This is a genomic window from Mesorhizobium koreense (assembly GCF_031656215.1).
Classification (GTDB): domain Bacteria; phylum Pseudomonadota; class Alphaproteobacteria; order Rhizobiales; family Rhizobiaceae; genus Mesorhizobium_L; species Mesorhizobium_L koreense.
This window is the reverse complement of record NZ_CP134228.1, coordinates 3304052-3327999: the sequence shown is the minus strand read 5'-3', so window position 1 is coordinate 3327999 and position 23948 is coordinate 3304052. Positions and strand designations below refer to the sequence as shown.

Genomic DNA, 23948 nt, shown 5'->3' with positions numbered 1-23948 from the left:
GGCAGAACAGCCACCGGCCCGGCAAGCAGTCTGACGGCGTTGCGGCGCGTCCGGCTTTGCTCTATTCAGTGCCGGGCAAAGGAGACCGGTCCGGCAATGAGCCTCGTCGACACGATCCGCAATGCCTTCGTTCCTGTTCGCCGTGAAGGCTACCCGTTCATTGCCGCCTTCGCCGTCGCCTCGCTTCTGCTTGGCGCGGCCTGGACGCCGTTCTTCTGGATAGGCCTCGTGCTTACCGGCTGGTGCGCCTATTTCTTCCGCGATCCACAGCGCGTGACGCCCGCCGACGACCGCTGGGTGGTGAGCCCCGCCGACGGCAGGATCAGTTCGGTCGGCCCTGCCGTGCCGCCGCGCGAGCTCGACCTCGAAGCCGGCGAGATGATCCGCATTTCCGTGTTCATGGACGTGTTTTCCTGCCACGTGAACCGTGCTCCGGTTCGTGGGCGTATCACCCGCATCGAACATCGGCCCGGCAAGTATCTGAACGCCGAACTCGACAAGGCAAGTAGCGAAAACGAGCGCAACGGCCTCGTCATCGAGAGCCCGAACGGTGTCGTGGCTGTCGTGCAGATTGCCGGGCTGGTCGCGCGACGCATCCTGTGTTGGGCAAGCGCCGGCGACGATATCGGGATAGGCGAGCGCTTCGGGCTGATCCGCTTCGGCTCGCGTGTCGATGTCTACCTTCCGGCCGGTGCTACGGTGCGCGTGGCCGTCGGCCAGACGGCCATCGCCGGCGAGACGGTGCTGGCGGAATTCGGCGGCGAGATCACTCCTCCGCTTGTCCGCGTATCATAGAAAACAGAGATGGTAGGCCCTTTTCCACCCTTCGAGCCGCACGGCATGGGCGGTCCGCGCATACGCGAAATACCGCTCCGGATGATCGTGCCCAACGTCATCACGGTGCTGGCGATCTGCGCGGGTCTGTCGGGCATAAGGCTCGCCTTCGAAGGGCGCTTCGAGACAGCCGTCATGATGGTGCTGGTCGCCGCTTTCCTCGACGGGATCGACGGCCGCACGGCGCGTATGCTGAAGGCGACGACGAAGTTCGGGGCGCAGATGGATTCGCTTGCCGATATCGTCAATTTCGGCGTCGCGCCGGCGCTCGTTCTTTATGCCTACGTGCTTGAGGGCGCCCGTGGGCTCGGCTGGATCGCCGCGCTCATCTTCGCCATAGCCTGCGGGCTGCGCCTCGCGCGCTTCAACGTGATGGGAGAGGAACAGAAGCTGCTTGGGCGGCACGCGGACTATTTCGTCGGTGTGCCGGCGCCGGCCGGCGCCGTATTGGTGCTGCTGCCGGCCTATCTTGGCTTTCTCGGCGTCGAGCGGACAAATGCTTTCGCCTATGTCTCGACTGTCTACGCCTTTCTGGTGGCGCTGCTTCTGATCAGCCGCCTGCCGGTTTATTCCGGCAAGGGGATCAGCACCAAGGTCCATCGCGATATCGTGCTGCCGCTGATACTGATCGTGGTGCTCTACGTCTCGCTGCTGGCGAACTACACCTGGGAAACGCTGTCCGTCTCGGCGCTGATCTATCTCGGCAGCCTGCCGTTCGGCTTCCGCGCCTATTCGCGCCGCGCGGAAAAGGAAGGGATTGGCCTGGAACCCGGGGTGGGGGAGGAGACCGAAACCGTGCCCGGCCCTGCCGATGAGCGCGGCGAGGACAACGCGCCCTGAGAGTTGAAAGCGGGCTTCAAGCGGCCCTGGCGCGGCCTCTTTGGCTCCGGGCGATGTCGGAGACGCGAGAATAATCGATCTTCCCAGCCTCCGTCCGGGGAAGTTCCTCGACCTTGACGATTTCGGCGGGCAGGGCTTTTTCAGAGTAGCCAGCGGCCGCCGCCGACTGCTGCAAGGCGTTGCGATCGGCATCGCTCGCGGTCGTCACCAGCACGATACGGACGGCCTTGCGCCTGTCCGTAACGGAGACCGCCGCGTGGCGTGCATGCGGCCATAATGCATTTGCCAGCGCCTCGATCTTGTCGAGCGATACGACTTCGCCTTCTGCTGCCACGACCCGCTCCGCACGGCCGTGGAGCGTGAAGAATCCCTCGCGGTCCGCCGAAACGGCTTCGCCGGTATCGTGCCATCCGCCGAGTGGCGGCTGTGGAATGCCCGGTGCGTCGCCGTGCAGGTATCCGAGCATCACGTTCGGCCCGCATATCCACAGGCGCCCGCCATCGGTCAGTCCCTCCATCGGTTCCAGCCGGATATCCATGCCAGGCAGCAGCCTGCCGGCGGTTGAGACGCGGTTGTGGGTCAGGCTGCCTGTCGCGATCGCTCCGCCGGCCTCGGCCATGCCGAACGCCTCCAGTATCGGTATGCCGATACGATCGGCCCACAGCCGCACGGTGTCGGGTCGCAGGCCTGAGCTGTCGGCCATGGCCGTCCGCGGCTTGGTGGACTCGGCTTCTGCTGCTTCGGCGTAGGTGGCCAGAAACGCATCCGTGCCGAGGACTATGGTGGGATCGGCCGCCGCGCGGAATTTCGGATATTGTGCCGGAGCCGCGGACGGCGGGACAAACCGCGTTTCCGCCCCAGAAAGCAGGGGAAGGAGCAGGCCGGCCACCGGGCCGAGCCCGTCCGATAGAGGAAGCGCGTTGAGAACCCTGTCGAGCGGCGAGACCTCTATCCTTGCGGCGAGCTGCATGACGTTCGTCAAAAGGTTGCGATCCGACAAGATGACGGCTGAAGGCTCCGAGGCGCATTCCGTCTTGAAGAGCACGACGGCCGGCCTGCTCGCGCCTTTTCTAGCAAGCGGCTGGTGCCAGAGCTTCCGCGCGCCAAGCCTTTCAATCACGGATGCCGATCGCTCGATGTCCTCCAGCCGGATCACTCGGATTCCGTGCTCCTCCAGCGTTTTGATGAGACCGGCGAGCCCGGTTTTTTCGATATGGCGATGCGAGGAAAGAACCGTCTGTATCTCCGCCGTTTCAAGCGCCTTCACCATCCTTTGGGCGTCGGCATCCGGGTCGGGAAGCGCAGCCACGCCGCCGCTCGCGTTCAGGGCAAGCAGCGAAACGGCAGGTTCCGGCCCGCCTGGCAGCAGGAGGGCAACCGTCTCACCCTTCCTCGTCATGGCCTCCAACCGTTTTCCGATGCGCCGTGCGCCGGCCAGAAGCTGGCGATAGGTGAGCGCCTGCGCGCCGTCGCCGAGGACGGTGCGGTCGTGGCCGAAAAGATCGGCGGAGTCGCGCACGGCGGAGAACAAAGTGCGCGAGCAATTGGCGGCCATGAACCGCGCGGTCGCGCAATAGTCGAAAAGCGCGTTCGAGGCGGTCGCCGGAGGGTGGCTCGGCCGCTCCCTCAGTTCGGCGATGGTAGTCGGGGTCAGCGCCGTGATTACAAGCTTCGACAGGAACTTGCGCGGCGCTTTTGCGGCCGGGGACAAGGAGAACCAGGAATGGCGGGAGCCGCCGACGAATACCGGCACGATCTTCGCGTCGGACTTGGTGGCGATCCGCGCGACCGCCCGGTAGAGCCGGAAGGCCTTGGCATCCGGCTCGACTTCGTCGGGCAGGTAGACCGCCAGCCGGCCTTTTCCGCGCAAATGCCTGACCAGCCGGCGGCTGACGAAAACATGGTGGGCCTTGAACTCGATGGTGCGCGCAAGCTCGCGCCACGGCTCAAGCCAGATGGACTGGGCCGATTCCTGGTCGAGGATGTGCAGCGTCTCGGGCGGCAGCAGCGACAGCATCAGGGCCGGGTCGAGACGGGACTGGTGCAGGACCACATAGATGACTGGCGATTCGGCCTTGCGGGCAGCCGGCAGCAGGCTGTCGTCGATCCGATACGCGATCTTCAACGGCACATAGAGGATAGCCTGATGGAGGCTGAGGCCCAGCCGCGCAACAAGATAGAGCGCCACGGCTAGCCATATCAGAATGACGCCGAAGAGGACTGCAACGGTCTGGATCATGCCACACCTCCCAGCAGTTTGGTTCCCCTGATCCCCACCGGACGGATATAAAGGGTAATGGAAGATGCGCGCGCGTCAACAGCGCAAATGCACGGCTGTGGACAGCTTGCGCCGCCAGGCCGGTTTCAGCCGGTTCAGCAAGGGGCTTGCTGTTATTCGAACCCCTGGTCCGAAGTCGGGACGCACTGCATGACCCAGTTTGCCTGTGCGGCGTTCTTCTGGAACTCGGTCACGGCCGCCATGCAGGCGTCGCGGGTATCGAAGGAATTCGGCATGACGACCATCCCGCCCTGCGGGCTGGATACGACAAGCCACCAGACGAATGTTGCCGCGGCAGCCATCACTTCCTCCTGAAAGCCGTTGTTTCCCGAACAGATATTCCCGGGGGTCGAATCGACGATGACGGATTATCTCGAACCTTGGGACATTAACAAGGCGTTCGTTGGCCGCCACAATACGATCATGACACGTATCGGCTTTGCGAACGGTGCGTTCGCCTTTATGACGGTCAGCGCGATAAGCTTGACAGCAATACTGTCCTATATGCACCCGGTACGGAAGACAGGAGACGAATGTGGCATTGAAACTTCAAACCATCATCGTGAGCACGCGGCCGGGGCGGAAGGGTCCGCCCGTCGGGCGCTGGTTCCACGACTATGCCGTGGCGAATTCCAAGTTCGACGCGGAGCTTCTCGACCTTGCCGATTTCAACCTGCCGGTGCTCGACGAACCGGAGCATCCGCGTGCAAAGAAATACGTCCACGAGCATACGAAGAAGTGGAGTGCGACGATCGAGCGGGGCGACGCCTTCGTCTTCGTGACGCCGGAATACAATTACGGCCCTCCGCCGTCCTTCATCAATGCGGTTTCGTATCTCAGCGCCGAATGGAACTACAAGCCGGCGGGCTTCGTCAGCTATGGCGGCGTGTCGGGCGGCCTGCGCGCTCAGCAGATGGAGAAGCAGACGCTGACCACGGTGAAGGTGATGCCGATCCCGGAATCGGTGAGCATCCAATTCTTTGGCCAGCGCATCAAGGACGACGTTTTCGAGCCGGCGGACATGATGGTCGATGGCGCTAAGGTAATGCTTTCCGAGCTTCACCGCTGGGCGGCCGCCTTGAAGACGATGCGGGCCTGACGATCTGCTCCCGGCCGAATCCGGCCGGGAGGTGAGGCGGCTTCCAACCGAGGGCGTCGAGGCGATCAGTCTATCGCGAAGCAGTAGAAGAGGCCGTCGCCGCCGGTGCCTTTCAGAGCGTCCTGGCTGCAGCCGCCACGCGAGGCGTGCGAGGAGTTCCAGGATTTGGCGGCGGCGGAATCGTCCAGCCCGGTGCGGTCGGAGTGGCCCATCATCGCCGCGCCGTCCGCGCCGCTCATCGTCCAGTTGCCGCAGGTCTGGTCGGCGATCCTCGTGCCGTCCGGCTTCGACCCGGTCAGGATGTCATGACGGTTCGGCTTGTCGCCGCGTCCGTTAATGACCTTGCCGTTTTCGTCCAGCGCCGTCTGCTTGGTGAGATTGTTGGCGTCGCTGTGCAGCGAAGCGACATCATCGGCGATCTTCTCGCCCTTGGCATTATACCAGGGGCCTTTGCCGATCCGGTCGAGCGCGTCGTTATCGGAGGTCGATAGATAGGCATGCCAGGTCTTGCCGTTGGAGCCCGCCGCCTCGGCGAGCGTCTGGCAATGCTTGTCGGCGCCGGCGAGACCTCCCAAATCGGCGCCATTGCCGGAGCCTTGGCTCGTGACGAAGAAACTCATGGGCGCATTCTGCGCCGCTGCGCCCGTCGCGATCATCGCCACGGCCGCTGCCAGAAACAGTAATCTTGACATCGTGATACCTCCCGGTGACCTGCCGCCCGTATGCATCGTACATTAGATCCCGGGCGGATAAAACGTCGCGCCAACGGATAAGGTCGACAGTGCCAGGGAGATGCTTCATTGCTGGCCCGCCGCGCTGAAGACGGCGGATGTGGCCTCGGCGGCTTTGACCGCGCTTTCTCAAGTCGGCAGGACGTATTCCTTGAACCGGTCTTCCCGTACTTCGAACAGTTTGCCGGTTTCGGTTAGCGCCGGGCTCGCCAGCGAAAGGATCTTCGCGGCTACTTCGGAGGGGTTCGGCAGCGTATCGGGATCCTCGCCGGGCATCGCCTGCGCACGCATGGCGGTGCGGGTGGCGCCGGGATTGACCGAATTGACCCTGAGCGGCGTGTTCTTCGTCTCCTCCGCCCAGCACCGAGCCATCGTCTCCACCGCCGATTTCGAGGCGGCGTAGGCGCTCCAGAAGGCGGGCGTCGAATGCACCGCGCCGGAAGAGAGCAGGATGGCGCGGCCGGCGTCGGATTTCTTCAAAAGCGGTTCCAGGGAGCGGATCAGCCGCCATGTCGCCGTAACGTTGATCGTCATGACCTTCTCGAAAGTCTTGGCCTCGATATGGCCGATCGGCGAGATAACACCAAGGATGCCGGCATTCGCCACCATGATGTCGAGCTTGCCCCAGCGCTCGAAGATAGCGCCGCCCAGCCGGTCGATGCCGGCCATGTCGGTGAGGTCGAGCGGCACCAGCGTCGCCTGACCGCCGGCGGACGTGATCTCGTCGTCCAGTTCTTCCAGCCCGCCGACCGTGCGCGCCACGGCGATGACATGCGCACCGGCGGCGGCCATCTGCTTTGCCAGTTGATAGCCGATGCCGCGCGATGCGCCGGTGACGAGCGCGATGCGGTCGGAAAGGTCGGGAATTGTCGTCATCGGGAAACCGATCTCAAGGAGCCTGTCTTGCGACCCCGATAGTATGTTTCCGCGGCAAACGGAACCCGGCGGCGGGAGAATGCGGCGCTATGTCGGGATCGGATGGCATCGTACGTCCTTGGGAAAGTCGAAACCATTTCCCGAGGAGGGGACGATATGAGAACGATCGCAATCCTGGCCGCGCGGCTGATCTTCGCGGCGGCATTCCTGATGGCGGCTTCCTTCAAGTTCGCCGGCATGGCCGAGACGGCGGGCTATATTGCCGCGGCCGGCTTCCCGTTCGCGCTGCCACTGGCATGGATCGCCGCGATCTTCGAAGTGGCGCTTGTGCTGGCCTTTCTCACCGGTGCGTACTTCTCGGAAGCGGCATTGCTGGCCGGAGCCTATGTCATCTTCCTCGCCTTTTCCTTCCACGGCCCGTCTCGCTGGGAAGGCAACCAGAACGAGTTCGGCTTTTTCGTCGACCATTTCACCTTCCTGGCCGGCCTCCTTTTTGCGGCCGTGCATGGGCCGGGCAACGTGCTGGCGCTTCACAGGAGCGTTTTGAAAGGGTCTGGCGTGGCGGCCTGAATGATTGACGATGCCGGTAACCGGGATGAGCGCCAGGTGTTGATCGGCGGGAAAGGGGACCTATATTGGCGATGCCGGGGACGACCCCGGCATTTTTCCGACAATTCGGATGGGGACGACCTCATCGCCTTTTTTGAAGGAGACGAGGATGGCTTGGGCCCTGTTGTTTGCTGCCGGCCTGTTCGAAGTGGGATGGGCGGTCGGCCTGAAATATACCGAAGGTTTCACACGGCTTCTGCCGAGCTTGGGAACGGTGCTGTCGATGATCGTCAGCCTCGGCCTGCTCGGCCTTGCGCTGCGCACGCTGCCGCTCGGCACGGCCTATGCAGTCTGGACGGGCGTCGGTACGGTCGGGACGGCGTTGCTCGGCATCGCGCTTTTCGGCGAACCTGCAACCGCGATGCGGCTCGCCTGTATTGGGCTGATCGTGGCGGGGATCGCTGGCCTCAAGCTGCTGGCGGGGTAAGAACCTGCGGTCAGCTTCCGGCCGCCAACAGCGACAGGGTGCGGACATTGTCCGCGCCCTCGTGGTCGGCGAGCCTCGTCGGATATTGCGTGGTGAAGCAGGCATCGCAGAATTGCGGCACCTCGTTGTTGCGCTGGGCCTCGCCGACAGCCCGGTAGAGGCCATCGATCGACAGGAAGCCGAGCGAATCGACGCGGATGAATTCGGCCATTTCCTCGATCGACATGCGCGAGGCGAGCAACTTCGACGTTTCCGGCGTGTCGACGCCGTAGAAGCAGGACGAGCGCGTCGGCGGCGAGGCGATGCGCATGTGCACTTCGCGCGCGCCCGCGTCCCGTACCATCTGCACTATCTTCTGGCTGGTGGTGCCGCGCACGATGGAATCGTCCACCAGCACCACGCGCTTGCCTTCCATGATACGGCGGTTGGCGTTGTGCTTCAGCTTCACGCCCATATGCCGGATGGAATCGGTCGGCTGGATGAAGGTGCGGCCGACATAATGGTTGCGGATGATGCCGAGTTCGAAGGGTAGGGCGGCTTCCTGAGCGAAGCCGATTGCCGCCGGCGTGCCGGAATCGGGCACCGGCACGACGAGGTCGGCCTCGACCGGATTTTCCCGTGCGAGTTCCGCACCGATGCGCTTACGCACGTCATAGACATTGCGCCCCTCGACCAGCGAGTCCGGCCGGGCGAAATAGACATATTCGAAGATGCAGAAACGTGGCTTCTGTTCCTCGAAGGGAAAACGGCTCTCGATACCCTTGCCGTCGATGATGACGAGTTCGCCCGGCTTCAGGTCGCGCACGAAGCGCGCGCCGATGATGTCGAGCGCACAGGTCTCCGAGGCGAGAATATACGAGCCGTCTAGGTCGCCGAGCACGAGCGGGCGGATGCCGAGCGGATCGCGGCAGCCGATCAGCTTCTTGGACGACAGCGCGACCAGCGAGAAGGCACCTTCGAGTTGCCTGATCCCGTCGATGAAACGCGAGATGAAGTCCTTCTCCCGGCTTGTCGCGACGAGGTGCAGGATCGTTTCGGTATCGGACGTGGAGGTAAAGATGGAGCCCTGCTTCTGTAGGGTGCGCTGGACCGTCATGGCGTTGGTGATGTTGCCGTTATGCGCGACCGCGAAGCCGCCATCAGCAAGCTCGGCGAAGAGCGGCTGGACGTTGCGCAGGCCCGCTCCACCGGTCGTCGCGTAGCGCGTATGGCCTATCGCGCGCGTGCCTTTCAGGCGTTCCAGGACCGTCGGCTTGGTGAAGGTGTCGCCGATCAGCCCGATATGACGCTCGATATGAAACTGCGTGCCGTCATAGGAGACGATACCGGCCGCTTCCTGGCCGCGATGCTGGAGCGCATGCAGGCCGAGAGTCACGATCGCCGCGGCGTCCTGCCGGCCGAAAATGCCGAACACACCGCATTCGTCGTGGAAAGCATCGCCTTCCGAGGCCCCATTTGCGGCCATTGTCCGATCATCCATATCCGCCATCCGCATGGCCCTTCAAATGCGCATGGATGCGCCGAATTGCAAGTCGCCGCCGCTCAGCCGTTCGTCTGGCCGCTATCGGCGGGCGCTGCATCATTTCCGCCGCCGCTGTCGTCGTCACCGCCGCCATTGTCCGGCGTCGTATCCGGCGAAAGGCGCTTCAGGATCGAGTTTTCCGCATCAGCCGGCAGCATCGCCTCGATCCGGTTTCCGATGTTCTCCAGGAGCGGCCGTGATTTCGCTTCCTTCACCCAGAGCGGCGGGTTGTCGCCGACCAGCCAGTTGAAGAACATCAGCGCTACCGCCACCACAAGGATGCCGCGCGCTGCGCCGTAGAGGAAACCGAGCGTCCGATCGAGCGCGCCGATGCGCGAATCGATGATGAAATCGGCAAGCTTCATCGTAATCACCGTCACCACGATCAATGCGATGAAGAAGACGATCGCGGCCGATGCGGCCATCGCGATTTTTTCATTGTCGATATGAGGCTTGATGTAGGGCAGGACCGCCGGATAGAAGAAATAGGCAGCCGCCGCGGCCGCTATCCAGGATGCGACCGACAGGACCTCGCGCGAGAAGCCGCGTACCATTGCGAGCATCGCCGAGACCAGCGTGAAGCCCACCAAGATCCCGTCAAGCAGCGTAATCGGCATTGCGGCTGTTCCCCACTCTTCCTATTCGCCCGGAATGCGTCTCAAGCGCGCTTCCGGCTGCTTTCCACCGCCATTTGTCCCGGCGATGCGGGCGACGAGATCGACCAGCGAGGCAGGCTGGAAGGCATTGGCCGAAATTTTCCCCGCGAGTTCCTCGCCTGACCGGGGACACACGGCCTGACTAAAGCCGAGCTTTTCGGCCTCCTTGAGACGCTGCTGGGTATGCGCCACCGTCCTTACCGCTCCCGACAGGCTGATTTCGCCGAAATAGACGCATTCCGCCGGCAGGGCAAGGCCGGTGAGCGACGACACCAGGGCCGCCGCGACCGCGAGGTCGGCGGCGGGCTCGGCGATGCGGTAGCCGCCGGCGACGTTCAAATAGACGTCGTGCTGGGAGAAGCGCACGCCGCAATGCGATTCGAGCACCGCCAGCACCATCGACAGGCGCGAACCGTCCCAGCCCACTACCGCGCGGCGCGGCGTGCCCAGCGGCGAGGGAGCGACGAGCGCCTGAATCTCGACGAGGATCGGCCGCGTCCCTTCCATACCGGCGAAGACCGCGGCGCCCGGTGCCGCCGCCGCGCGTTCGCCGAGAAAGAGTTCCGAAGGGTTGGGAACCTCGCGCAGCCCTTTGTCCGACATCTCGAAGACGCCGATCTCGTCGGTCGGGCCGAAGCGGTTCTTCACCGTGCGCAGGATGCGGTAGTGGTGCCCGCCTTCGCCTTCGAAATAGAGCACGCCGTCGACCATGTGCTCGACCACGCGCGGGCCGGCGATCTGCCCCTCCTTGGTGACGTGGCCGACCAGTACGATCGCAGCACCTGTGGACTTGGCGTATCGGATCATGGCCTGCGCGGCCGCCCTGACCTGTGTGACCGTGCCGGGCGCCGAATCGGCCATGTCCGTCCACAACGTCTGGATCGAATCGAGGATGACGAGGTCCGGTCGCCTGCCGTCGGCGATGGTGGCGAGGATGTCCTCGACATTGGTTTCGGCCGCCAGCTCGACCGCCGAATCGGCGACCCCGAGGCGCTGCGCCCTCAGCCTGATCTGCGCCACCGCTTCCTCGCCGGAGACATAGACGATGCGATGGCCCTGCCGGGCGAGCGCCGCCGCCGCCTGCGTCAGAAGGGTCGACTTGCCGATACCGGGATCACCGCCGACGAGAAGCGCCGAGCCCCGCACGAAACCGCCGCCCGTCGCCCGGTCGAGTTCGCTGATGCCGGACGCGATGCGCGGCGCATCCTCTATGTCGCCGGCAAGCGATGTGAGAACGACCGCACGGCCCTTGCGCGCGGAGCGCATCGCCTGCGGGCCGGAGCCAATGCCGCCCGAGGTACCTTCCTCAACTAGCGTGTTCCACTCGCCGCAGGCATCGCATTTGCCAGCCCAGCGCGTATGGACCGAGCCGCAATTCTGGCAGATGAACTGGATCCGGGGCTTAGGCATCGGTCACCGCCCCGACCACGCGCCGCTGCCAGCGATGGCCGAGCGAGGTCAGTAACTCGTAGGCGATCGTGCCAGCGGCATGCGCGGCCTCGTCGATCGGGATATTCGGGCCGAAAAGCTCGATATGATCGCCGGGCTGCACGGTGTCCGGTGCGCAATCGGTGACATCGAAGAGCGTGAGGTCCATGGTGACGCGGCCGAGAACCGGCACGCGCCGCCCCGCGACGAAACCGTACGCGCCTTGCGGAATGGCGGCGCGCAGCGGCACGCCGGCGCCGGAGCCTGAACGGTGATAGCCGTCTGCATAGCCTACCGCGGCGACGGCGATCGTCGTGCCGCGTTCCAGCATGGCATGCGCGCCATAGCTCGCGCTCTCGCCGGCCCTCGCATGACGCACCTGCACGATCCGGGCCTCGGCGGTCACCACCGGCCGCAGTGGCTTTGATGCGCCGTTGACCGGCTGCCCGCCGTAAAGCGCGATACCTGGTCGAGTCAGGTCGAAGCGGGTGATCTCGCCGAGGAAGATGCCAGGCGAATTGGCCATGCTCGCCTCGATGCCGCCATAGGCCTCCCGCACCCGCCGGAAGGCTTCCACCTGTTTCAGATTCAGCGGATGCATCGGCTCGTCGGCGCAGGCGAGGTGGGTCATGAGAAGCACGGGTTCCAACGCTCGCGTAAGCGCGTTCTCCCGCGCATAGGCTAGCGCGCGCTCAACCGTGAGGCCGAGCCGGTTCATGCCCGTATCGACATGAATGGCGCAGGGGAGGGCGGCGCCCTCGGTCCCGCAATGCGCTTCCCAGATGGCGATATCACGCTGCGTGTTGAGCACGGGAATGAGGCGCGCTTCGGAATAGAAGGGCGCGGCCTCGGCTTCGAACAGGCCTGCCAGCACGAAAATACGTGCATCGGTAGCAAGCCTGCGCACCGCGATACCCTCTTCCGGCAGTGCGACGAAGAAATCCTCGCAACCGGCGGCAAGAAGTGCCGGCACCACGGTTTCTATGCCGAGGCCGTAGGCGTTCGCCTTGACCACGCCGGCGGTGCGGGCACCGTCCGAAAGCTCGCGGAGCAACCGATAGTTGGCGATCAGAGCAGAAATGTCGATGGTGAGCCTGCCGCCGGCGAGCCGGGGATCGGCACCCGAATGGCTGTTGAACTCCGTCAATTTTCTACTCGAACCGTTCCGGCAGATGGCTGTCCTCGGCGAGGTCGAAGAAACGGGTGAATTCGCCCTGGAAACCCATCTGCACCGTGCCGGTCGGGCCGTGGCGCTGCTTGGCGATGATGACTTCAGCCTTGCCGCGCGCCTCGTTCATCTCGCCTTCCCATTTGAAATATTCCTCGGTTCCGGGCTTCGGTTCCTTGTTCTTGAGATAATATTCCTCGCGAAAGACGAAAAGCACTACGTCTGCATCCTGCTCGATCGACCCGGATTCGCGCAGGTCGGAGAGCTGCGGCCGCTTGTCGTCGCGGCTTTCGACCTGACGCGACAATTGCGACAACGCGATGATCGGGACGTTGAGTTCCTTAGCCAGCGCCTTGAGGCCAGTGGTGATCTCTGTGATCTCCTGTACGCGGTTCTCGTTGGCGCGTTTCGAGGAGCCGGTCATAAGCTGGATATAGTCGATGATGATGATGTCGAGTCCGCGCTGGCGCTTCAGGCGGCGGGCGCGGGCGGTAAGCTGCGCAATCGAGATGCCGCCGGTCTGGTCGATGTAGAGCGGCAGCTTCTGCATCATCTGCGAGCAGGCGACCAGCTTCTCGAAATCCGTTTCGGTTATCTCGCCGCGCCTGATCTTGGAGGAGGGGATTTCGGTCTGCTCGGAAATAATGCGAGTCGCGAGCTGTTCCGACGACATTTCGAGCGAGAAAAGGCCGACTACACCGCCATTCGCCGCCTTGAAGGAGCCGTCCGCCTGCGGCGCCGGCTCGTAGGCGTTGGCGATGTGGAAGGCGATGTTGGTGGCGAGCGACGACTTGCCCATGCCTGGGCGGCCGGCGACGATGACAAGGTCCGAGGGCTGCAATCCGCCCATGCGGCTGTCCATGTCGCGGAAACCGGTGGAGATGCCGGAAAGATGGCCGTCGCGCATATAGGCGGCGTTGGCCATGTCGACGGCGGTCTTCACCGCGTCGGTGAAGCTCTCGAAGCCGCCGTCGTAACGGCCCGTCTCGGCAAGCTCGAAAAGCCGGCGTTCGGCATCCTCGATCTGTTCCTGCGGCGCCATGTCGACCGGCGCGTCATAAGCGATGTTGACCATGTCCTCGCCGACGGTGATGAGCGCGCGGCGCGTCGCCAGATCGTAGATGGCGCGGCCGTAGTCGGCAGCGTTGATAACCGTCACCGCCTCCGCCGCCAGCCGTGCCAGATAATAGGCGACGGTCATGTCGCCGACCTTCTGGTCGGCCGGCAGGAAGGTCTTTACGGTCACCGGGTTGGCGGTCTTGCCCATGCGGATGAATTCCGCCGAGACCTCGTAGATCTTCCGATGCAGCGGCTCGTGGAAATGCGCGGACTTCAGGAAATCCGAGACGCGGTAGAAGGCGTCGTTGTTGACGAGGATGGCGCCCAGAAGGGCCTGTTCCGCCTCGATATTGTTCGGCGCTTCGCGATAGAGCGGCGTTTCCGCCGTGCCGAATTTTATTGCCGCTTCCGCCATGGTCTCCCGTCCTTCGCCCGGCCCCTGCCGTATCAGACAAGGTTAAGGGCGGGTGCAAATTCGAACCTCCTTTACCGATCTCCACAGGGCAGGAAATCGGTGGAAAGAAAGCTGATTGACTCGAATCGAAGATACGATTCTAACATCTGCGACAATGAGAACAAAACAGGAAAATAGACCGGCGGCTATTGATTGTCCATGCGTCCTTCGAGGCTCGCTTTGCTCGCACCTCAGGATGACGGAGGGCGATAGTGGCGGCCCTCATCGCCAGCTACTCTTGCGCCGGATTTCAAAGTTGTTCGCCGTCTGATCCTTCCGAATTAAAGGTGCTTCGCACCTATCTTCCTTATCCTGAGGTGCGAGCAAAGCGAGCTTCGAAGGGCGCGCGGCATCGGCGCTACTTGCTTTTCGCCACCTTCTTCGGGCGCGGCCGGGCTGGCTCGGCAGGCGCCGTCACGCCATGCGCCATTTCGTGCATGGCAAGCGCTTTCTCGGCCTTGCCCATATAGTCGCGGGTCATCGGCAGGGCGTCGTTCCTCCTGGTGATCTGGAACTGGAAGTTCACCATGTCCTGCCAGCGGAAGGCAGCTTCCGATCCGGCGAGATAGAACTCCCACATACGGCAGAAACGCTCGTCGTAGATGGCTTTCGCGCGGTCTCGGTTGGCCATGAAGCGCTCGCGCCAGTTCTTGAGCGTCTCGGCATAGTGCAGTCGGAGCACCTCCACATCGGAGACGACGAGCCCCGCGCGCTCGATATGCGGCAGCACTTCCGACATGGCCGGGATATAGCCGCCGGGGAAGATATATTTGCGGATGAAGGGGTTGGTGGCGGAAGGCGGGCCGCTGCGGCCGATCGTGTGGAGCAACATCACGCCGTCCGGTTTCAGAAGCGTCGCGCACTTCTCGAAGAACGCCTTGTAGTAGTTGACGCCGACATGCTCGAACATGCCGACCGAAACGATGCGGTCGAACCTCTCGGACAGGCTGCGGTAATCCTTGATCTCGAAATGCACGTGGCCGTCGAGACCTTCGGCGCGCGCGCGCTCCGTCGCGACCGCGTGCTGTTCGGTGGAAAGCGTCACGCCAAGCACGTCCGCATCGAAGTTCCTTGCGAGATAGAGCGCCATGCCGCCCCAGCCGCAGCCTATGTCGAGCGTCGTCTGGCCCGGCTTCATCTTCAGCTTGGCGGCGATATGGCGTTTCTTGGCAAGCTGCGCTTCCTCCAGCGTCATGTCGGGGCGCTCGAAATAGGCGCAGGAATATTGCAGGTCGGCGTCGAGGAAGAGCTTGTACATCTCGCCCGACAGATCGTAATGGCGCTGGACGTTGCGCCTGGCGCGCGAGGCGGTGTTGATCTGCTGCAAGCCACGGATCGCCACGCGCATGGCCTCAACCGCCCGCGTCAGGCTCGGGTTGATGCCTTCCATGCCCATATTCTCATAGGCGATATGGAGGAAGGAAAGCACGTCGCCTTCCAGCACATCGACTTCCCCATCCATATAGGCTTCGGGCAGCGCCAGCGTCGGGTGCAGCGCCACCGCGCGCTCGGCGTGAGCGGTCTTGAAACGGACATGCACCGGCTCGCCGCTGCCGTCTCCGAACTGGTAGGTCTTTCCGCTCGCTGCGGTGATCCTCAGGTTTCCGGTCCGTATAAGTCGCTCGATAATGCGCCGTAGCAAAACATTCATGGCAAAATTCCGGCTGTCCCCGATTCAAGATAGCGCGTTATTGTGCGTCATAAAGGCACGGCTTGAAAAGTTCTGCGTGGCACAAAAAAGCCCGGGCGAAGGCCCGGGCCGTTGGTCCAAAAAAGTGGCTCAGGGCCTGCTCTAGGGCTGGCTGGCCTCTTCTTCCGCTGCGCTGCGCTGCTCTTCGTCTTCTTCCGAATCCGGGTCGAAGAAGGCATCGGGCCGGGCGTTCTCGTTGATATCCTCGCCGTAGATCGCTTCGGCGGAGGTGAGGTCTTCGCCCTTCGCCTGGCGTTCCGCCTCGTCCGCGGAGCGTGCCACGTTGAGCGTGACCGTGACCTCGACCTCCGGATGGAGCGCAATGGCGACATTGGTCAGGCCAATCGACTTGATCGGCTGGTTGAGCTCGACCTGGTTGCGGGCGACATTGAAACCTTCGCCGGCCAGGAGGTCGGCGATGTCGCGCGTCGAAACCGAGCCGTAGAGCTGGCCCGTCTCGCCGGCGGAGCGAACCGCCACGAAGCTCATGCCGTCAAGCTTTTCGGCGATCTTCTCGGCCTCGCTCTTGCGCTCGAGGTTGCGCGCTTCGAGCTGGACGCGCTGGGATTCGAATTTCTTCTTGTTGGCTTCGTTGGCGCGCAGCGCCTTGCCCTGCGGCAGCAGGAAATTGCGTGCAAAGCCGTCCTTGACCTTGACGGTCTCGCCCATCTGGCCGAGGCGGGAAATGCGTTCGAGAAGAATGACTTCCATCTTCCTGTTCCTTTGTTCTTTCAGCCCGAGGGCCGACGCGCCGAAAAGGTCAGGAAGCTTGGCGGCATCGCAATGCCTGGTTCGCTGTCCTGCCTGTCCGGCAGTTAGGGGCGAATAGAAATTACGTCCCAGCCCGGGATTTGATCGGCCTCGTCCGCGCCCGTCGCGGGGAGGGGAAACGGGCGGTCATGCCGCCCGTCTCCAGAATTACATCGCCCGGATTACTTCACAACGTAGGGAAGCAGGCCGAGGAAGCGGGCGCGCTTGATCGCCTTGGCGAGTTCGCGCTGCTTTTTCTGGCTGACCGCCGTGATGCGCGACGGCACGATCTTGCCGCGCTCGGAAATGTAGCGCTGCAGGAGGCGCACGTCCTTGTAGTCGATGCGCGGTGCGTTGGCGCCCGAGAACGGGCAGGTCTTGCGGCGGCGATGGAAGGGACGCCGCGTCGGAATCTGATTGATGTCGACCATTATGCCGATGCTCCTTCAGCCTCTTCGCGCGGGCGGCGCGGTCCCCTATCGCCTCTGTCACCTCCCCGGTCGCCGTCAAAGCTGCGCGGCGGGCGGTCGTCACGGTCGCGGCGCGGGGGGCGATCGCCCCGGTCACCCCGGTCACGGTCGTCGCGGTCGCGCTTCTGGAGCATGGCCGACGGGCCTTCCTCGTGGTTCTCGACCTTGATGGTGATAAAGCGGAGAACGTCCTCGGACAGGCGCTGCTGGCGCTCCATCTCGTTGACGGCAGCCGCCGGAGCGGTGATGTCCATCAGCGTGTAGTACGCCTTGCGGTTCTTCTTGATACGGTAAGTGAGGGACTTCAGGCCCCAGTTCTCGACCCGGCCCACGCTGCCGCCGCCAGCCTCGATCACGCCCTTGTACTGTTCGACGAGCGCTTCGACCTGCTGCGGCGAGAGATCCTGGCGGGCAAGAAATACGTGTTCGTATAATGCCACTATCATTCGCCTTTCTTCGTTTCGCTGTCGGTCCCGGCGGCTAAAGCCTCTGCGATCTGTCCACACCGCAGGGCGGCGAAGAAGGCGCATATCGAGACGGTCGAGAGCGGAGACACGGGAGGCGGAAGTCCGTTTCGGCTTCACGACGGAAGATCGCGGTTGCCCTCGATCTTCCGGCCCTCCGTTCAGCCCCCAGCTGGGACCGGCAGAATGCGCCGCATATACAGGTTTTTGCCGCAAGCACAAGGCCCGCGTTGGATCCGGGTACATTTGGGGGTTGCGGCGGGAACGGTCATAGCGCAATTTCCGCGACTTCGGATTCCGACCGTATGCAGAACGTAGAGGGAAGCAGACCATGCCGATCGTCAATCGCATTGCCGAGTTCCACAAGGACGTCACCGAGTGGCGCCGGGATATCCATGCCAATCCCGAACTGCAGTTCGACGTCCACCGGACGGCGGCGCTGGTGGCGGAAAAGCTGAAGGAATTCGGCGTCGACGAGATCGTGACCGGCGTCGGTCGCACCGGTGTGGTCGGCGTCATCAAGGGCCGCAAGTCGACGAGCGGCAAGGCGATCGGCCTGCGCGCCGACATGGACGCGCTTCCCATCCAGGAGATCATCGACCATCCCTATAAGTCGAGGAACGCCGGCGTAATGCATGCCTGCGGCCACGACGGCCACACCGCGATGCTGCTGGGCGCCGCACGCTATCTGGCCGAGACGCGAAATTTCGACGGCGACGCGGTGGTCATCTTCCAGCCGGCGGAAGAGGGTGGCGGCGGTGGCCGCGAGATGGTCAACGAAGGCATGATGGAGCGCTTCAACATCACGGAGGTCTACGGCATGCACAATTCGCCGGGCATGCCGGTCGGCCAGTTCGGCATCCGCTCCGGCCCGATGATGGCCGCCGCCGACATGTTCGTCATCGACATCGAGGGCAAGGGCGGGCATGCGGCGAGGCCGCAGCGGGTCATCGACACTACTCTGGTCGGCGCCCATATCATGACCGCGCTTCAGTCGGTCGTGTCACGCAATGTCGATCCGGTCGAGGCGGCGGTCATCTCGGTGACCACCTTCAAGGCCGGCGACGCCTTCAACGTCATTCCGCAGACGGCGCGGCTGACCGGCACGGCGCGCACGCTTTCCCCCGAAGTGCGCGATCTGCTCGAGGAACGCATGAAAGAAGTCGTAGCGCATACCGCCGCCGCATTCGGCGCGCATGCCACCTGCGACTATCAGCGGCATTATCCGGTCCTGTCGAACCATGCCGAACAGGCGAGCTTCGCCGCTTCGGTCGCGCGCCAGATCACCGACAGGGTGGACGAGAACACACCGCAGGTGATGGGCGGAGAGGATTTTTCCTTCATGCTGGAGGCCCGGCCCGGCGCCTTCATCTATATCGGGCAGGGCGATACGCAGTATCTCCACCACCCGGAATACGACTTCAACGACGAGATCATCCCACTCGGCAGCTCGTATTGGGCGAAGCTGGTGGAGACGGCGCTGCCGGCAAACTGAGGGATTTTCCCGTGAAAAAAAACGGGAGGCGGCGCGACCGTCTCCCGTTCTGATGTCCGCGTAGAGACGCCGCTGACTATTCTTCGTCGCCGAACAATCCCTTCCACACCAACGCCCCGATAATGCCGCCGATGATGGGCGCCACCCAGAAGAGCCAGAGCTGGCTGAGCGCGGGGCCGTCGGCGAAAATTGCCGTGCCCGTCGAACGCGCGGGATTGACCGACGTGCCGGTGATGGGCAGCGAGCCCAGATGGATCACGGTGAGCGTCAGGCCGATTGCGAGCGGCGCGAAGCCGGCCGGCGCCTTTGGGCTGGTGGTCGCCGCGATGACGAAAATGAAGAAGGCGGTCATCACGATTTCCACGATCAATGCCGCGAGCATCGAATAGTGGCCGGGGGATGCCTCGCCATAGCCGTTGCTGGCGAAATTGCCGATGGTGAAGTCGCCCTTGCCGGTCGCGATCAGATAGAGCAAGCCGCCGGCGACAATGCCGGCCACCACCTGCGCGATGATATAGCCGATAAGGTCCCCGATCGGCATGCGGCCGGCGACGGCCATGCCGACGGAGACCGCCGGGTTGAAATGCCCGCCCGAGATGTTGCCGACCGCATAGGCCATCGTCAGCACGGTCAGACCGAACGTCACCCCGATGCCGAGCATGCTGATGACCGTGCCGTTGCCGAATGTCGGCCCGAACAGCACATAGCCGCAACCGCAGAAGACGAGCCAGAAAGTTCCAAGAAATTCCGCCGCGAGTTTCTTTTGCATATTCCCTCTCCAGTAACAGTGCGTTACGGGCGGGAAACTACGCTGAGTCGCTGGTAAGGAGAAGTTGGCCCAGGATAAGGGTGCGATCGGTGCCGGAGCTTACCGCTCAATCCGGATAAGTTTCCATTGTCTTCACCGCTGCCGGATCGGTCTTCAGCTTTAGCCGCTTCTTGTCGAGAAGGGTGAATTCATCGAGCGGAACGACGACGTTGAGGTCCTTGCCGGGCGAATAGCCGCTGAAACCCTTGAAGTCGACGCCGAGCGCCGCGGGAGCACCACCCTTGGTCAGGACGTCCTCGACCTCGCCGATCCTGTCGCCGGCGGCATTGACCACATCGAGATCCTCGACATCGTCGGCGCTCATGCCGAAGGCCGGCACCACGGCGCTGTCGGCGGCCTTTCCCCAGCCGCCCTGCGCGAGCGCGGCGGCTGAATTGCTGGAAAGAAGAACCGCCGCCATGCCGGCGACAGCCATTAGCCTGTCGATCGTCTGCATGAAAAACTCCCTTTTACCGCTATGAACGCCGCAGGTAAGAAAGGTTGTTTCCTTTGTCGGGTGAATGCGCTGGTGGGCGTCAGCCCATGGCCTTTTGCAAATTCTCGTCAACCTTGTCGAGGAAGCCGGTGGTGGAGAGCCAGCGCTGGTCCGGGCCGATCAGGAGCGCGAGGTCCTTGGTCATGAAGCCGCTTTCGACGGTAGCGACGCAGACCTTCTCCAGCGTGTCGGCGAACTTCTTCAATTGATCGTTGCCATCGAGCTTGGCGCGGTGCGCCAGCCCGCGCGTCCAGGCGAAGATCGAGGCGATGGAGTTGGTCGAGGTCTCCTGACCCTTCTGATGCTGCCGATAGTGGCGGGTGACAGTGCCGTGCGCGGCTTCCGCCTCGACGGTCTTACCGTCCGGCGTCATCAGCACCGAGGTCATCAGGCCGAGCGAGCCGAAACCCTGCGCCACCGTGTCGGACTGCACGTCGCCGTCATAGTTCTTGCAGGCCCAGACATAGCCGCCCGACCATTTCAGGCTCGACGCGACCATGTCGTCGATCAGCCGGTGCTCGTAGGTCAGCTTCTTTTCCTTGAAGGCGGCGGCGAATTCCTTGTCGAACACCTCCTGGAACAGGTCCTTGAAGCGGCCGTCATAGGCCTTGAGGATCGTGTTCTTGGTGGACAGATAGACCGGATAGCCGCGCAGCAGGCCGTAGTTGAGTGAGGCGCGCGCGAATTCGCGGATGGATTCGTCAAGATTGTACATGGCCATCGCCACGCCCGAACCGGGCGCGTCGAACACTTCGTGCTCGATCACCTTGCCGTCCTCGCCGACGAACTTGATCGTCAGCTTGCCCTTGCCTGGAAAGCGGAAATCGGTGGCGCGGTACTGGTCGCCATAGGCGTGGCGACCGACGATGATCGGCTGTGTCCAGCCGGGCACCAGGCGCGGAACGTTCTTGCAGATGATCGGCTCGCGGAAGATCGTACCGCCCAGGATGTTGCGGATGGTGCCGTTGGGCGACTTCCACATCTTCTTGAGGTGGAATTCCTCGACGCGCGCCTCGTCCGGGGTGATGGTCGCGCATTTGACGCCGACACCGTATTTCTTGATGGCCTCGGCGGCCTCGATCGTCACCTTGTCATCGGTGGCGTCGCGGTGTTCGACGCCGAGGTCGTAATATTTGAGGTCGATATCGAGATAGGGGTGGATGAGCTTGTCCTTGATCGCCTGCCAGATGATGCGGGTCATCTCGTCTCCGTCGAGTTCGACGACGGGATTGGCAACTTTGATCTTGCTCATGAAAGGCTCCGGAACAGGCTGAAAAAGCGGGCGAACGCCCGAGGTCCGCGCCCCTATAGCACCCGTTGCCCGATACGCAAATGGCGCTCGATCGTTGCTCCTACTTGTCATATATCTTTAAAATAGATATGTTAGCTAACATATTGAATATAATGAAATTGGTGATGAGCCATGAAGACATTTACGCTTACCGAACTCAACAATAAATCCGGAGAGGTTGCCGAGGCCGCCTTTCGCGGTCCCGTCGACATAACCAGCCGCGGTAAGCGCAAATTTGTGCTCATGACGGCCGAGGATTTCGACCGCTTGAGAGAACTTGGCGCACAGCGCGCTTACCGCACCGACAGATTGAGCGGCGAGGAACGGAAACTGTTCCTCGCCGGGCTTGACGAGGTCGCGGCCCGCGACGGTGGCGATGACTGAGATCACACACGGCAGTGTGATCCTCTACTCTTATTTGTGGGCTCACGGGCAGGATCGCGGAGAAGAAAGCGGGCGCAAGGCACGCCCGACTTGTGTGATGATCATCTTTCGGGGGCAAGACGGTGTGGAGGCGCCGCTTCTATTTCCCATAACAAGCCGCCGGCCCTTGCCGAGCCGTAGAGCTGTCGAGATACCCGAAACAGAGGCGCGCCGGGCGCGGCTCTACACGCCCGCATGGGTGATCGTCGACGAATTCAATACAGACGATCTGCGAGCCTCATTCGCCATTGAGGATAGGGAGCCTCTCGGCACGTTCAGCCGCAAGTTTATGGCAAGAATTGCTGCGGAAGCTGCGGTCGCCATTCGCGCCGGCGGGACGCGTGCTATCCCTCGCCGCTGATGCATCTTCATTTTCCCCTCCGGATGTGGCACGAGGCGCGGCAGGGACTATGGCATTGACGATCATGGCAGGCACGGACCGCGAGCAAACCCTTTTGACCGATGGTCCGGCGATCATCCTCGTCGAACCGCAGCTTGGCGAGAATATCGGCATGGTGGCGCGCGCCATGGCCAATTTCGGCCTGTCTGAACTGCGTCTAGTCAATCCTCGCGACGGCTGGCCGAGCGAGAAGGCACGTGCGGCGGCAAGCCGTGCCGATCACGTCATCGACAATGTCGCAGTGTTCGACGACCTCGCTTCGGCGATTGCCGACCTCAATTTCGTCTTCGCCACCACGGCGCGCCAGCGTGACAATTTCAAGCCGGTACGCGGTCCGGTCGAGGCGGGCAGGGCGCTGCGTTCCCGCTTCCTCGTCGGCGAGAAGACCGGCATCCTGTTCGGCCGCGAGCGGTTCGGCCTCTTCAACGAAGAGGTCGGGCTCGCAGACGAGATCGTCACCTTTCCTGTCAACCCCGCCTTCGCATCGCTCAATATCGCGCAAGCGGTGCTGCTGATGGCCTATGAATGGATGAAGTCGGGACTGGAGCACGAGACCGACACGGCTTTTGCCAGCCCAGAAATGCGGCCGGCACCTAAGGAATATCTGGTCGGCTTCCTTACGCACCTTGAGGATGCGCTTTCCGCGCGCGGCTATTTTCGGCCGGCGCCTAAGAAGCCGAAGATGATAGACAATCTCCGTGCCGTGTTGACGCGTCCGGGTTTTACCGAGGCCGAGATCAAGGTGCTGCGCGGGGTCGTCGCTTCGCTCGACTATTTCTCGCCGAAGGAGCCGCGCGGGGCCGGCTATCCCGAACGCAAGGCCAGGGCCGACCGGAAAGCAGGCGCCGGACGCGGCGATCATGACTGACGCTCCGATCCTCTTCTTCGATTCCGGTATCGGCGGGTTGACCGTGCTGCGCGAGGCGCGCGTGCTGATGCCCGGCCGGCGCTTCGTCTATGTCGCGGACGACGCCGCCTTTCCCTACGGCAATTGGGAGGAGGCCGCGCTACAGGAACACATCGCCGGTGTTTTCGGGCGGCTGTTGGAAAGGCACCGGCCGGCGATTTCCGTCATCGCCTGCAACACGGCATCGACGCTCGCCATCGCCGACCTGCGCCAGCGCTTTCCCAAGGAGCTTTTCGTCGGGACCGTGCCGGCGATCAAGCCGGCGGCGGAGCGGACGCGCTCGGGCCTTGTTTCCGTCCTTGCCACCCCCGGCACGGTCAAGCGGCAATATACGCGCGACCTCATTCGCCAATGGGCATCGAAATGCCATGTGCGCCTCGTCGGCAGCGTCAATCTCGCGGCACTTGCGGAGGCTTATATGCGCGACGGTTTCGTCGACGAGGCGGTTGTGAAGACGGAGATCACGCCCTGCTTTATGGAGCGCGACGGCGGCCGCACCGATATCGTCGTTCTCGCCTGCACGCACTATCCGTTTCTCGTCAATCGCATGCGTAAGACCGCGCCCTGGCCGGTAGACTGGATCGACCCGGCCGAGGCGATCGCGCGGCGGGCGCTTTCGCTGCTGCCGCCGGACGGTGTGGCCGAACCCTCCCATGGCGACGATGTCGCGATCTTCACTTCGGGGCGGCCCAATCCCGCGACGCGAAGACTGATGCACGGCTTCGGATTGACGGTGGAAGGCTGAGGGTTCCGGTACCGGGGAACTGCCGGCC

The 23948-nt window shown here is 63.2% G+C and carries 25 protein-coding genes; 9 read left to right on the top strand and 16 right to left on the bottom strand.

Annotation, left to right across the window (positions count from 1 at the left end; genetic code table 11):
- Nucleotides 1-96: 96 nt before the first annotated feature.
- Together RBH77_RS15840 and RBH77_RS15835 are read left to right on the top strand one after the other, a co-directional pair.
- Nucleotides 97-795, top strand: coding sequence for a phosphatidylserine decarboxylase (locus RBH77_RS15840; RefSeq protein WP_311028551.1), 699 nt, complete (start codon nt 97-99; stop codon nt 793-795).
- 9 nt (nt 796-804) lie between these two features.
- The gene (locus RBH77_RS15835) at nt 805-1674 is read left to right on the top strand and encodes a CDP-alcohol phosphatidyltransferase family protein (protein WP_311028550.1); all 870 of its coding nucleotides are present in this window, start codon (nt 805-807) and stop codon (nt 1672-1674) included.
- 16 nt (nt 1675-1690) lie between these two features.
- On the opposite strand, the gene RBH77_RS15830 is transcribed toward RBH77_RS15835, so the two are convergent.
- Nucleotides 1691-3913, bottom strand: coding sequence for an AMP-binding protein (locus RBH77_RS15830; RefSeq protein WP_311028549.1), 2223 nt, complete (start codon nt 3911-3913; stop codon nt 1691-1693).
- A 152-nt stretch (nt 3914-4065) separates the two neighbouring features.
- On the bottom strand, nt 4066-4254 hold the full coding sequence (locus RBH77_RS15825; RefSeq protein ID WP_311028548.1) for a hypothetical protein: 189 nt from the start codon (nt 4252-4254) through the stop codon (nt 4066-4068).
- 233 nt (nt 4255-4487) lie between these two features.
- Here RBH77_RS15825 and RBH77_RS15820 point away from each other — a divergent pair, with 233 nt between their 5' ends.
- Nucleotides 4488-5051: an NADPH-dependent FMN reductase gene (locus RBH77_RS15820; RefSeq protein ID WP_311028547.1), complete on the top strand. Its 564-nt coding sequence runs from the start codon at nt 4488-4490 to the stop codon at nt 5049-5051.
- Nucleotides 5052-5116: 65 nt separating this feature from the next.
- On the opposite strand, the gene RBH77_RS15815 is transcribed toward RBH77_RS15820, so the two are convergent.
- Nucleotides 5117-5743, bottom strand: a complete 627-nt coding sequence (locus RBH77_RS15815; RefSeq protein WP_311028546.1) for a hypothetical protein — start codon at nt 5741-5743, stop codon at nt 5117-5119.
- Between the two features lie 168 nt (nt 5744-5911).
- Nucleotides 5912-6658 carry an SDR family NAD(P)-dependent oxidoreductase gene (locus tag RBH77_RS15810; RefSeq protein ID WP_311028545.1) on the bottom strand — a complete coding sequence of 249 codons (747 nt, stop codon included), beginning with the start codon at nt 6656-6658 and terminating at the stop codon, nt 5912-5914.
- A 156-nt stretch (nt 6659-6814) separates the two neighbouring features.
- Between RBH77_RS15810 and RBH77_RS15805 the strand changes: the two genes are divergently transcribed.
- A complete protein-coding gene (locus RBH77_RS15805) occupies nt 6815-7228 on the top strand; it encodes a DoxX family protein (protein WP_311028544.1) in 414 nt (137 codons plus the stop codon).
- Between the two features lie 148 nt (nt 7229-7376).
- Nucleotides 7377-7694, top strand: a complete 318-nt coding sequence (gene sugE / locus RBH77_RS15800) for a quaternary ammonium compound efflux SMR transporter SugE (RefSeq protein ID WP_311028543.1) — start codon at nt 7377-7379, stop codon at nt 7692-7694.
- Between the two features lie 10 nt (nt 7695-7704).
- On the opposite strand, the gene purF is transcribed toward sugE, so the two are convergent.
- The 9 genes from purF to rpsF form a co-directional block, all read right to left on the bottom strand.
- Nucleotides 7705-9183: an amidophosphoribosyltransferase gene (purF, locus tag RBH77_RS15795; RefSeq protein WP_371832786.1), complete on the bottom strand. Its 1479-nt coding sequence runs from the start codon at nt 9181-9183 to the stop codon at nt 7705-7707.
- A gap of 53 nt (nt 9184-9236) precedes the next feature.
- Nucleotides 9237-9833 carry a CvpA family protein gene (locus tag RBH77_RS15790; RefSeq protein WP_311028541.1) on the bottom strand — a complete coding sequence of 199 codons (597 nt, stop codon included), beginning with the start codon at nt 9831-9833 and terminating at the stop codon, nt 9237-9239.
- Nucleotides 9834-9854: 21 nt separating this feature from the next.
- The gene (radA, locus tag RBH77_RS15785) at nt 9855-11282 is read right to left on the bottom strand and encodes a DNA repair protein RadA (RefSeq protein ID WP_311028540.1); all 1428 of its coding nucleotides are present in this window, start codon (nt 11280-11282) and stop codon (nt 9855-9857) included.
- The gene (alr, locus tag RBH77_RS15780) at nt 11275-12447 is read right to left on the bottom strand and encodes an alanine racemase (RefSeq protein WP_311028539.1); all 1173 of its coding nucleotides are present in this window, start codon (nt 12445-12447) and stop codon (nt 11275-11277) included. The genes radA and alr overlap by 8 nt, the downstream gene beginning before the upstream one ends.
- 4 nt (nt 12448-12451) lie before the next feature.
- Nucleotides 12452-13942 (bottom strand): replicative DNA helicase, encoded by a 1491-nt coding sequence (locus RBH77_RS15775; RefSeq protein WP_311028538.1) that lies wholly within the window; start codon nt 13940-13942, stop codon nt 12452-12454.
- A 397-nt stretch (nt 13943-14339) separates the two neighbouring features.
- Nucleotides 14340-15632, bottom strand: a complete 1293-nt coding sequence (locus RBH77_RS15770; RefSeq protein ID WP_311028537.1) for a cyclopropane fatty acid synthase — start codon at nt 15630-15632, stop codon at nt 14340-14342.
- A gap of 141 nt (nt 15633-15773) precedes the next feature.
- Complete coding sequence (rplI, locus tag RBH77_RS15765; protein ID WP_311028536.1) at nt 15774-16382, bottom strand: 50S ribosomal protein L9; 609 nt, start codon at nt 16380-16382, stop codon at nt 15774-15776.
- 221 nt (nt 16383-16603) lie between these two features.
- Entirely contained in the window at nt 16604-16852 is a 249-nt protein-coding gene (gene rpsR / locus RBH77_RS15760) for a 30S ribosomal protein S18 (RefSeq protein WP_173190471.1), read from the bottom strand.
- The gene (rpsF, locus tag RBH77_RS15755; protein ID WP_311032571.1) at nt 16852-17331 is read right to left on the bottom strand and encodes a 30S ribosomal protein S6; all 480 of its coding nucleotides are present in this window, start codon (nt 17329-17331) and stop codon (nt 16852-16854) included. The genes rpsR and rpsF overlap by 1 nt, the downstream gene beginning before the upstream one ends.
- 355 nt (nt 17332-17686) lie before the next feature.
- Between rpsF and RBH77_RS15750 the strand changes: the two genes are divergently transcribed.
- Nucleotides 17687-18850 (top strand): M20 aminoacylase family protein, encoded by a 1164-nt coding sequence (locus RBH77_RS15750; protein ID WP_311028535.1) that lies wholly within the window; start codon nt 17687-17689, stop codon nt 18848-18850.
- 76 nt (nt 18851-18926) lie between these two features.
- Here RBH77_RS15750 and aqpZ read toward each other — a convergent pair whose 3' ends face one another.
- From aqpZ to RBH77_RS15735, 3 genes are all read right to left on the bottom strand, one after another.
- Nucleotides 18927-19619 (bottom strand): aquaporin Z, encoded by a 693-nt coding sequence (aqpZ, locus tag RBH77_RS15745; protein ID WP_311028534.1) that lies wholly within the window; start codon nt 19617-19619, stop codon nt 18927-18929.
- Nucleotides 19620-19725: 106 nt separating this feature from the next.
- On the bottom strand, nt 19726-20115 hold the full coding sequence (locus RBH77_RS15740) for a PRC-barrel domain-containing protein (protein WP_311028533.1): 390 nt from the start codon (nt 20113-20115) through the stop codon (nt 19726-19728).
- A 79-nt stretch (nt 20116-20194) separates the two neighbouring features.
- Nucleotides 20195-21406, bottom strand: coding sequence for an NADP-dependent isocitrate dehydrogenase (locus tag RBH77_RS15735; protein ID WP_311028532.1), 1212 nt, complete (start codon nt 21404-21406; stop codon nt 20195-20197).
- Nucleotides 21407-21577: 171 nt separating this feature from the next.
- Between RBH77_RS15735 and RBH77_RS15730 the strand changes: the two genes are divergently transcribed.
- The 3 genes from RBH77_RS15730 to murI all read left to right on the top strand — a co-directional run bounded on the left by RBH77_RS15730 (nt 21578) and on the right by murI (nt 23920).
- A complete protein-coding gene (locus RBH77_RS15730; protein WP_311028531.1) occupies nt 21578-21829 on the top strand; it encodes a type II toxin-antitoxin system Phd/YefM family antitoxin in 252 nt (83 codons plus the stop codon).
- A gap of 449 nt (nt 21830-22278) precedes the next feature.
- On the top strand, nt 22279-23136 hold the full coding sequence (locus RBH77_RS15725; protein ID WP_371832785.1) for an RNA methyltransferase: 858 nt from the start codon (nt 22279-22281) through the stop codon (nt 23134-23136).
- Nucleotides 23129-23920, top strand: a complete 792-nt coding sequence (murI, locus tag RBH77_RS15720; protein WP_311028530.1) for a glutamate racemase — start codon at nt 23129-23131, stop codon at nt 23918-23920. The genes RBH77_RS15725 and murI overlap by 8 nt, the downstream gene beginning before the upstream one ends.
- Nucleotides 23921-23948: the final 28 nt, after the last annotated feature.

Coding starts and splice junctions, on each gene's coding strand:
- RBH77_RS15775 (WP_311028538.1), bottom strand. CDS start 13,942: ATGGCGGAAGCGGCAATAAAATTCGGCACGGCGGAAACGCCGCTCTAT.
- RBH77_RS15835 (WP_311028550.1), top strand. CDS start 805: ATGGTAGGCCCTTTTCCACCCTTCGAGCCGCACGGCATGGGCGGTCCG.
- aqpZ (WP_311028534.1), bottom strand. CDS start 19,619: ATGCAAAAGAAACTCGCGGCGGAATTTCTTGGAACTTTCTGGCTCGTC.
- radA (WP_311028540.1), bottom strand. CDS start 11,282: ATGCCTAAGCCCCGGATCCAGTTCATCTGCCAGAATTGCGGCTCGGTC.
- RBH77_RS15840 (WP_311028551.1), top strand. CDS start 97: ATGAGCCTCGTCGACACGATCCGCAATGCCTTCGTTCCTGTTCGCCGT.
- murI (WP_311028530.1), top strand. CDS start 23,129: ATGACTGACGCTCCGATCCTCTTCTTCGATTCCGGTATCGGCGGGTTG.
- sugE (WP_311028543.1), top strand. CDS start 7,377: ATGGCTTGGGCCCTGTTGTTTGCTGCCGGCCTGTTCGAAGTGGGATGG.
- RBH77_RS15740 (WP_311028533.1), bottom strand. CDS start 20,115: ATGCAGACGATCGACAGGCTAATGGCTGTCGCCGGCATGGCGGCGGTT.
- rplI (WP_311028536.1), bottom strand. CDS start 16,382: ATGGAAGTCATTCTTCTCGAACGCATTTCCCGCCTCGGCCAGATGGGC.
- rpsR (WP_173190471.1), bottom strand. CDS start 16,852: ATGGTCGACATCAATCAGATTCCGACGCGGCGTCCCTTCCATCGCCGC.
- RBH77_RS15725 (WP_371832785.1), top strand. CDS start 22,279: ATGGCATTGACGATCATGGCAGGCACGGACCGCGAGCAAACCCTTTTG.
- RBH77_RS15825 (WP_311028548.1), bottom strand. CDS start 4,254: ATGGCTGCCGCGGCAACATTCGTCTGGTGGCTTGTCGTATCCAGCCCG.
- RBH77_RS15770 (WP_311028537.1), bottom strand. CDS start 15,632: ATGAATGTTTTGCTACGGCGCATTATCGAGCGACTTATACGGACCGGA.
- RBH77_RS15805 (WP_311028544.1), top strand. CDS start 6,815: ATGAGAACGATCGCAATCCTGGCCGCGCGGCTGATCTTCGCGGCGGCA.
- RBH77_RS15815 (WP_311028546.1), bottom strand. CDS start 5,743: ATGTCAAGATTACTGTTTCTGGCAGCGGCCGTGGCGATGATCGCGACG.
- purF (WP_371832786.1), bottom strand. CDS start 9,183: ATGGCGGATATGGATGATCGGACAATGGCCGCAAATGGGGCCTCGGAA.
- RBH77_RS15750 (WP_311028535.1), top strand. CDS start 17,687: ATGCCGATCGTCAATCGCATTGCCGAGTTCCACAAGGACGTCACCGAG.
- RBH77_RS15735 (WP_311028532.1), bottom strand. CDS start 21,406: ATGAGCAAGATCAAAGTTGCCAATCCCGTCGTCGAACTCGACGGAGAC.
- RBH77_RS15810 (WP_311028545.1), bottom strand. CDS start 6,658: ATGACGACAATTCCCGACCTTTCCGACCGCATCGCGCTCGTCACCGGC.
- RBH77_RS15830 (WP_311028549.1), bottom strand. CDS start 3,913: ATGATCCAGACCGTTGCAGTCCTCTTCGGCGTCATTCTGATATGGCTA.
- RBH77_RS15790 (WP_311028541.1), bottom strand. CDS start 9,833: ATGCCGATTACGCTGCTTGACGGGATCTTGGTGGGCTTCACGCTGGTC.
- RBH77_RS15730 (WP_311028531.1), top strand. CDS start 21,578: ATGAAGACATTTACGCTTACCGAACTCAACAATAAATCCGGAGAGGTT.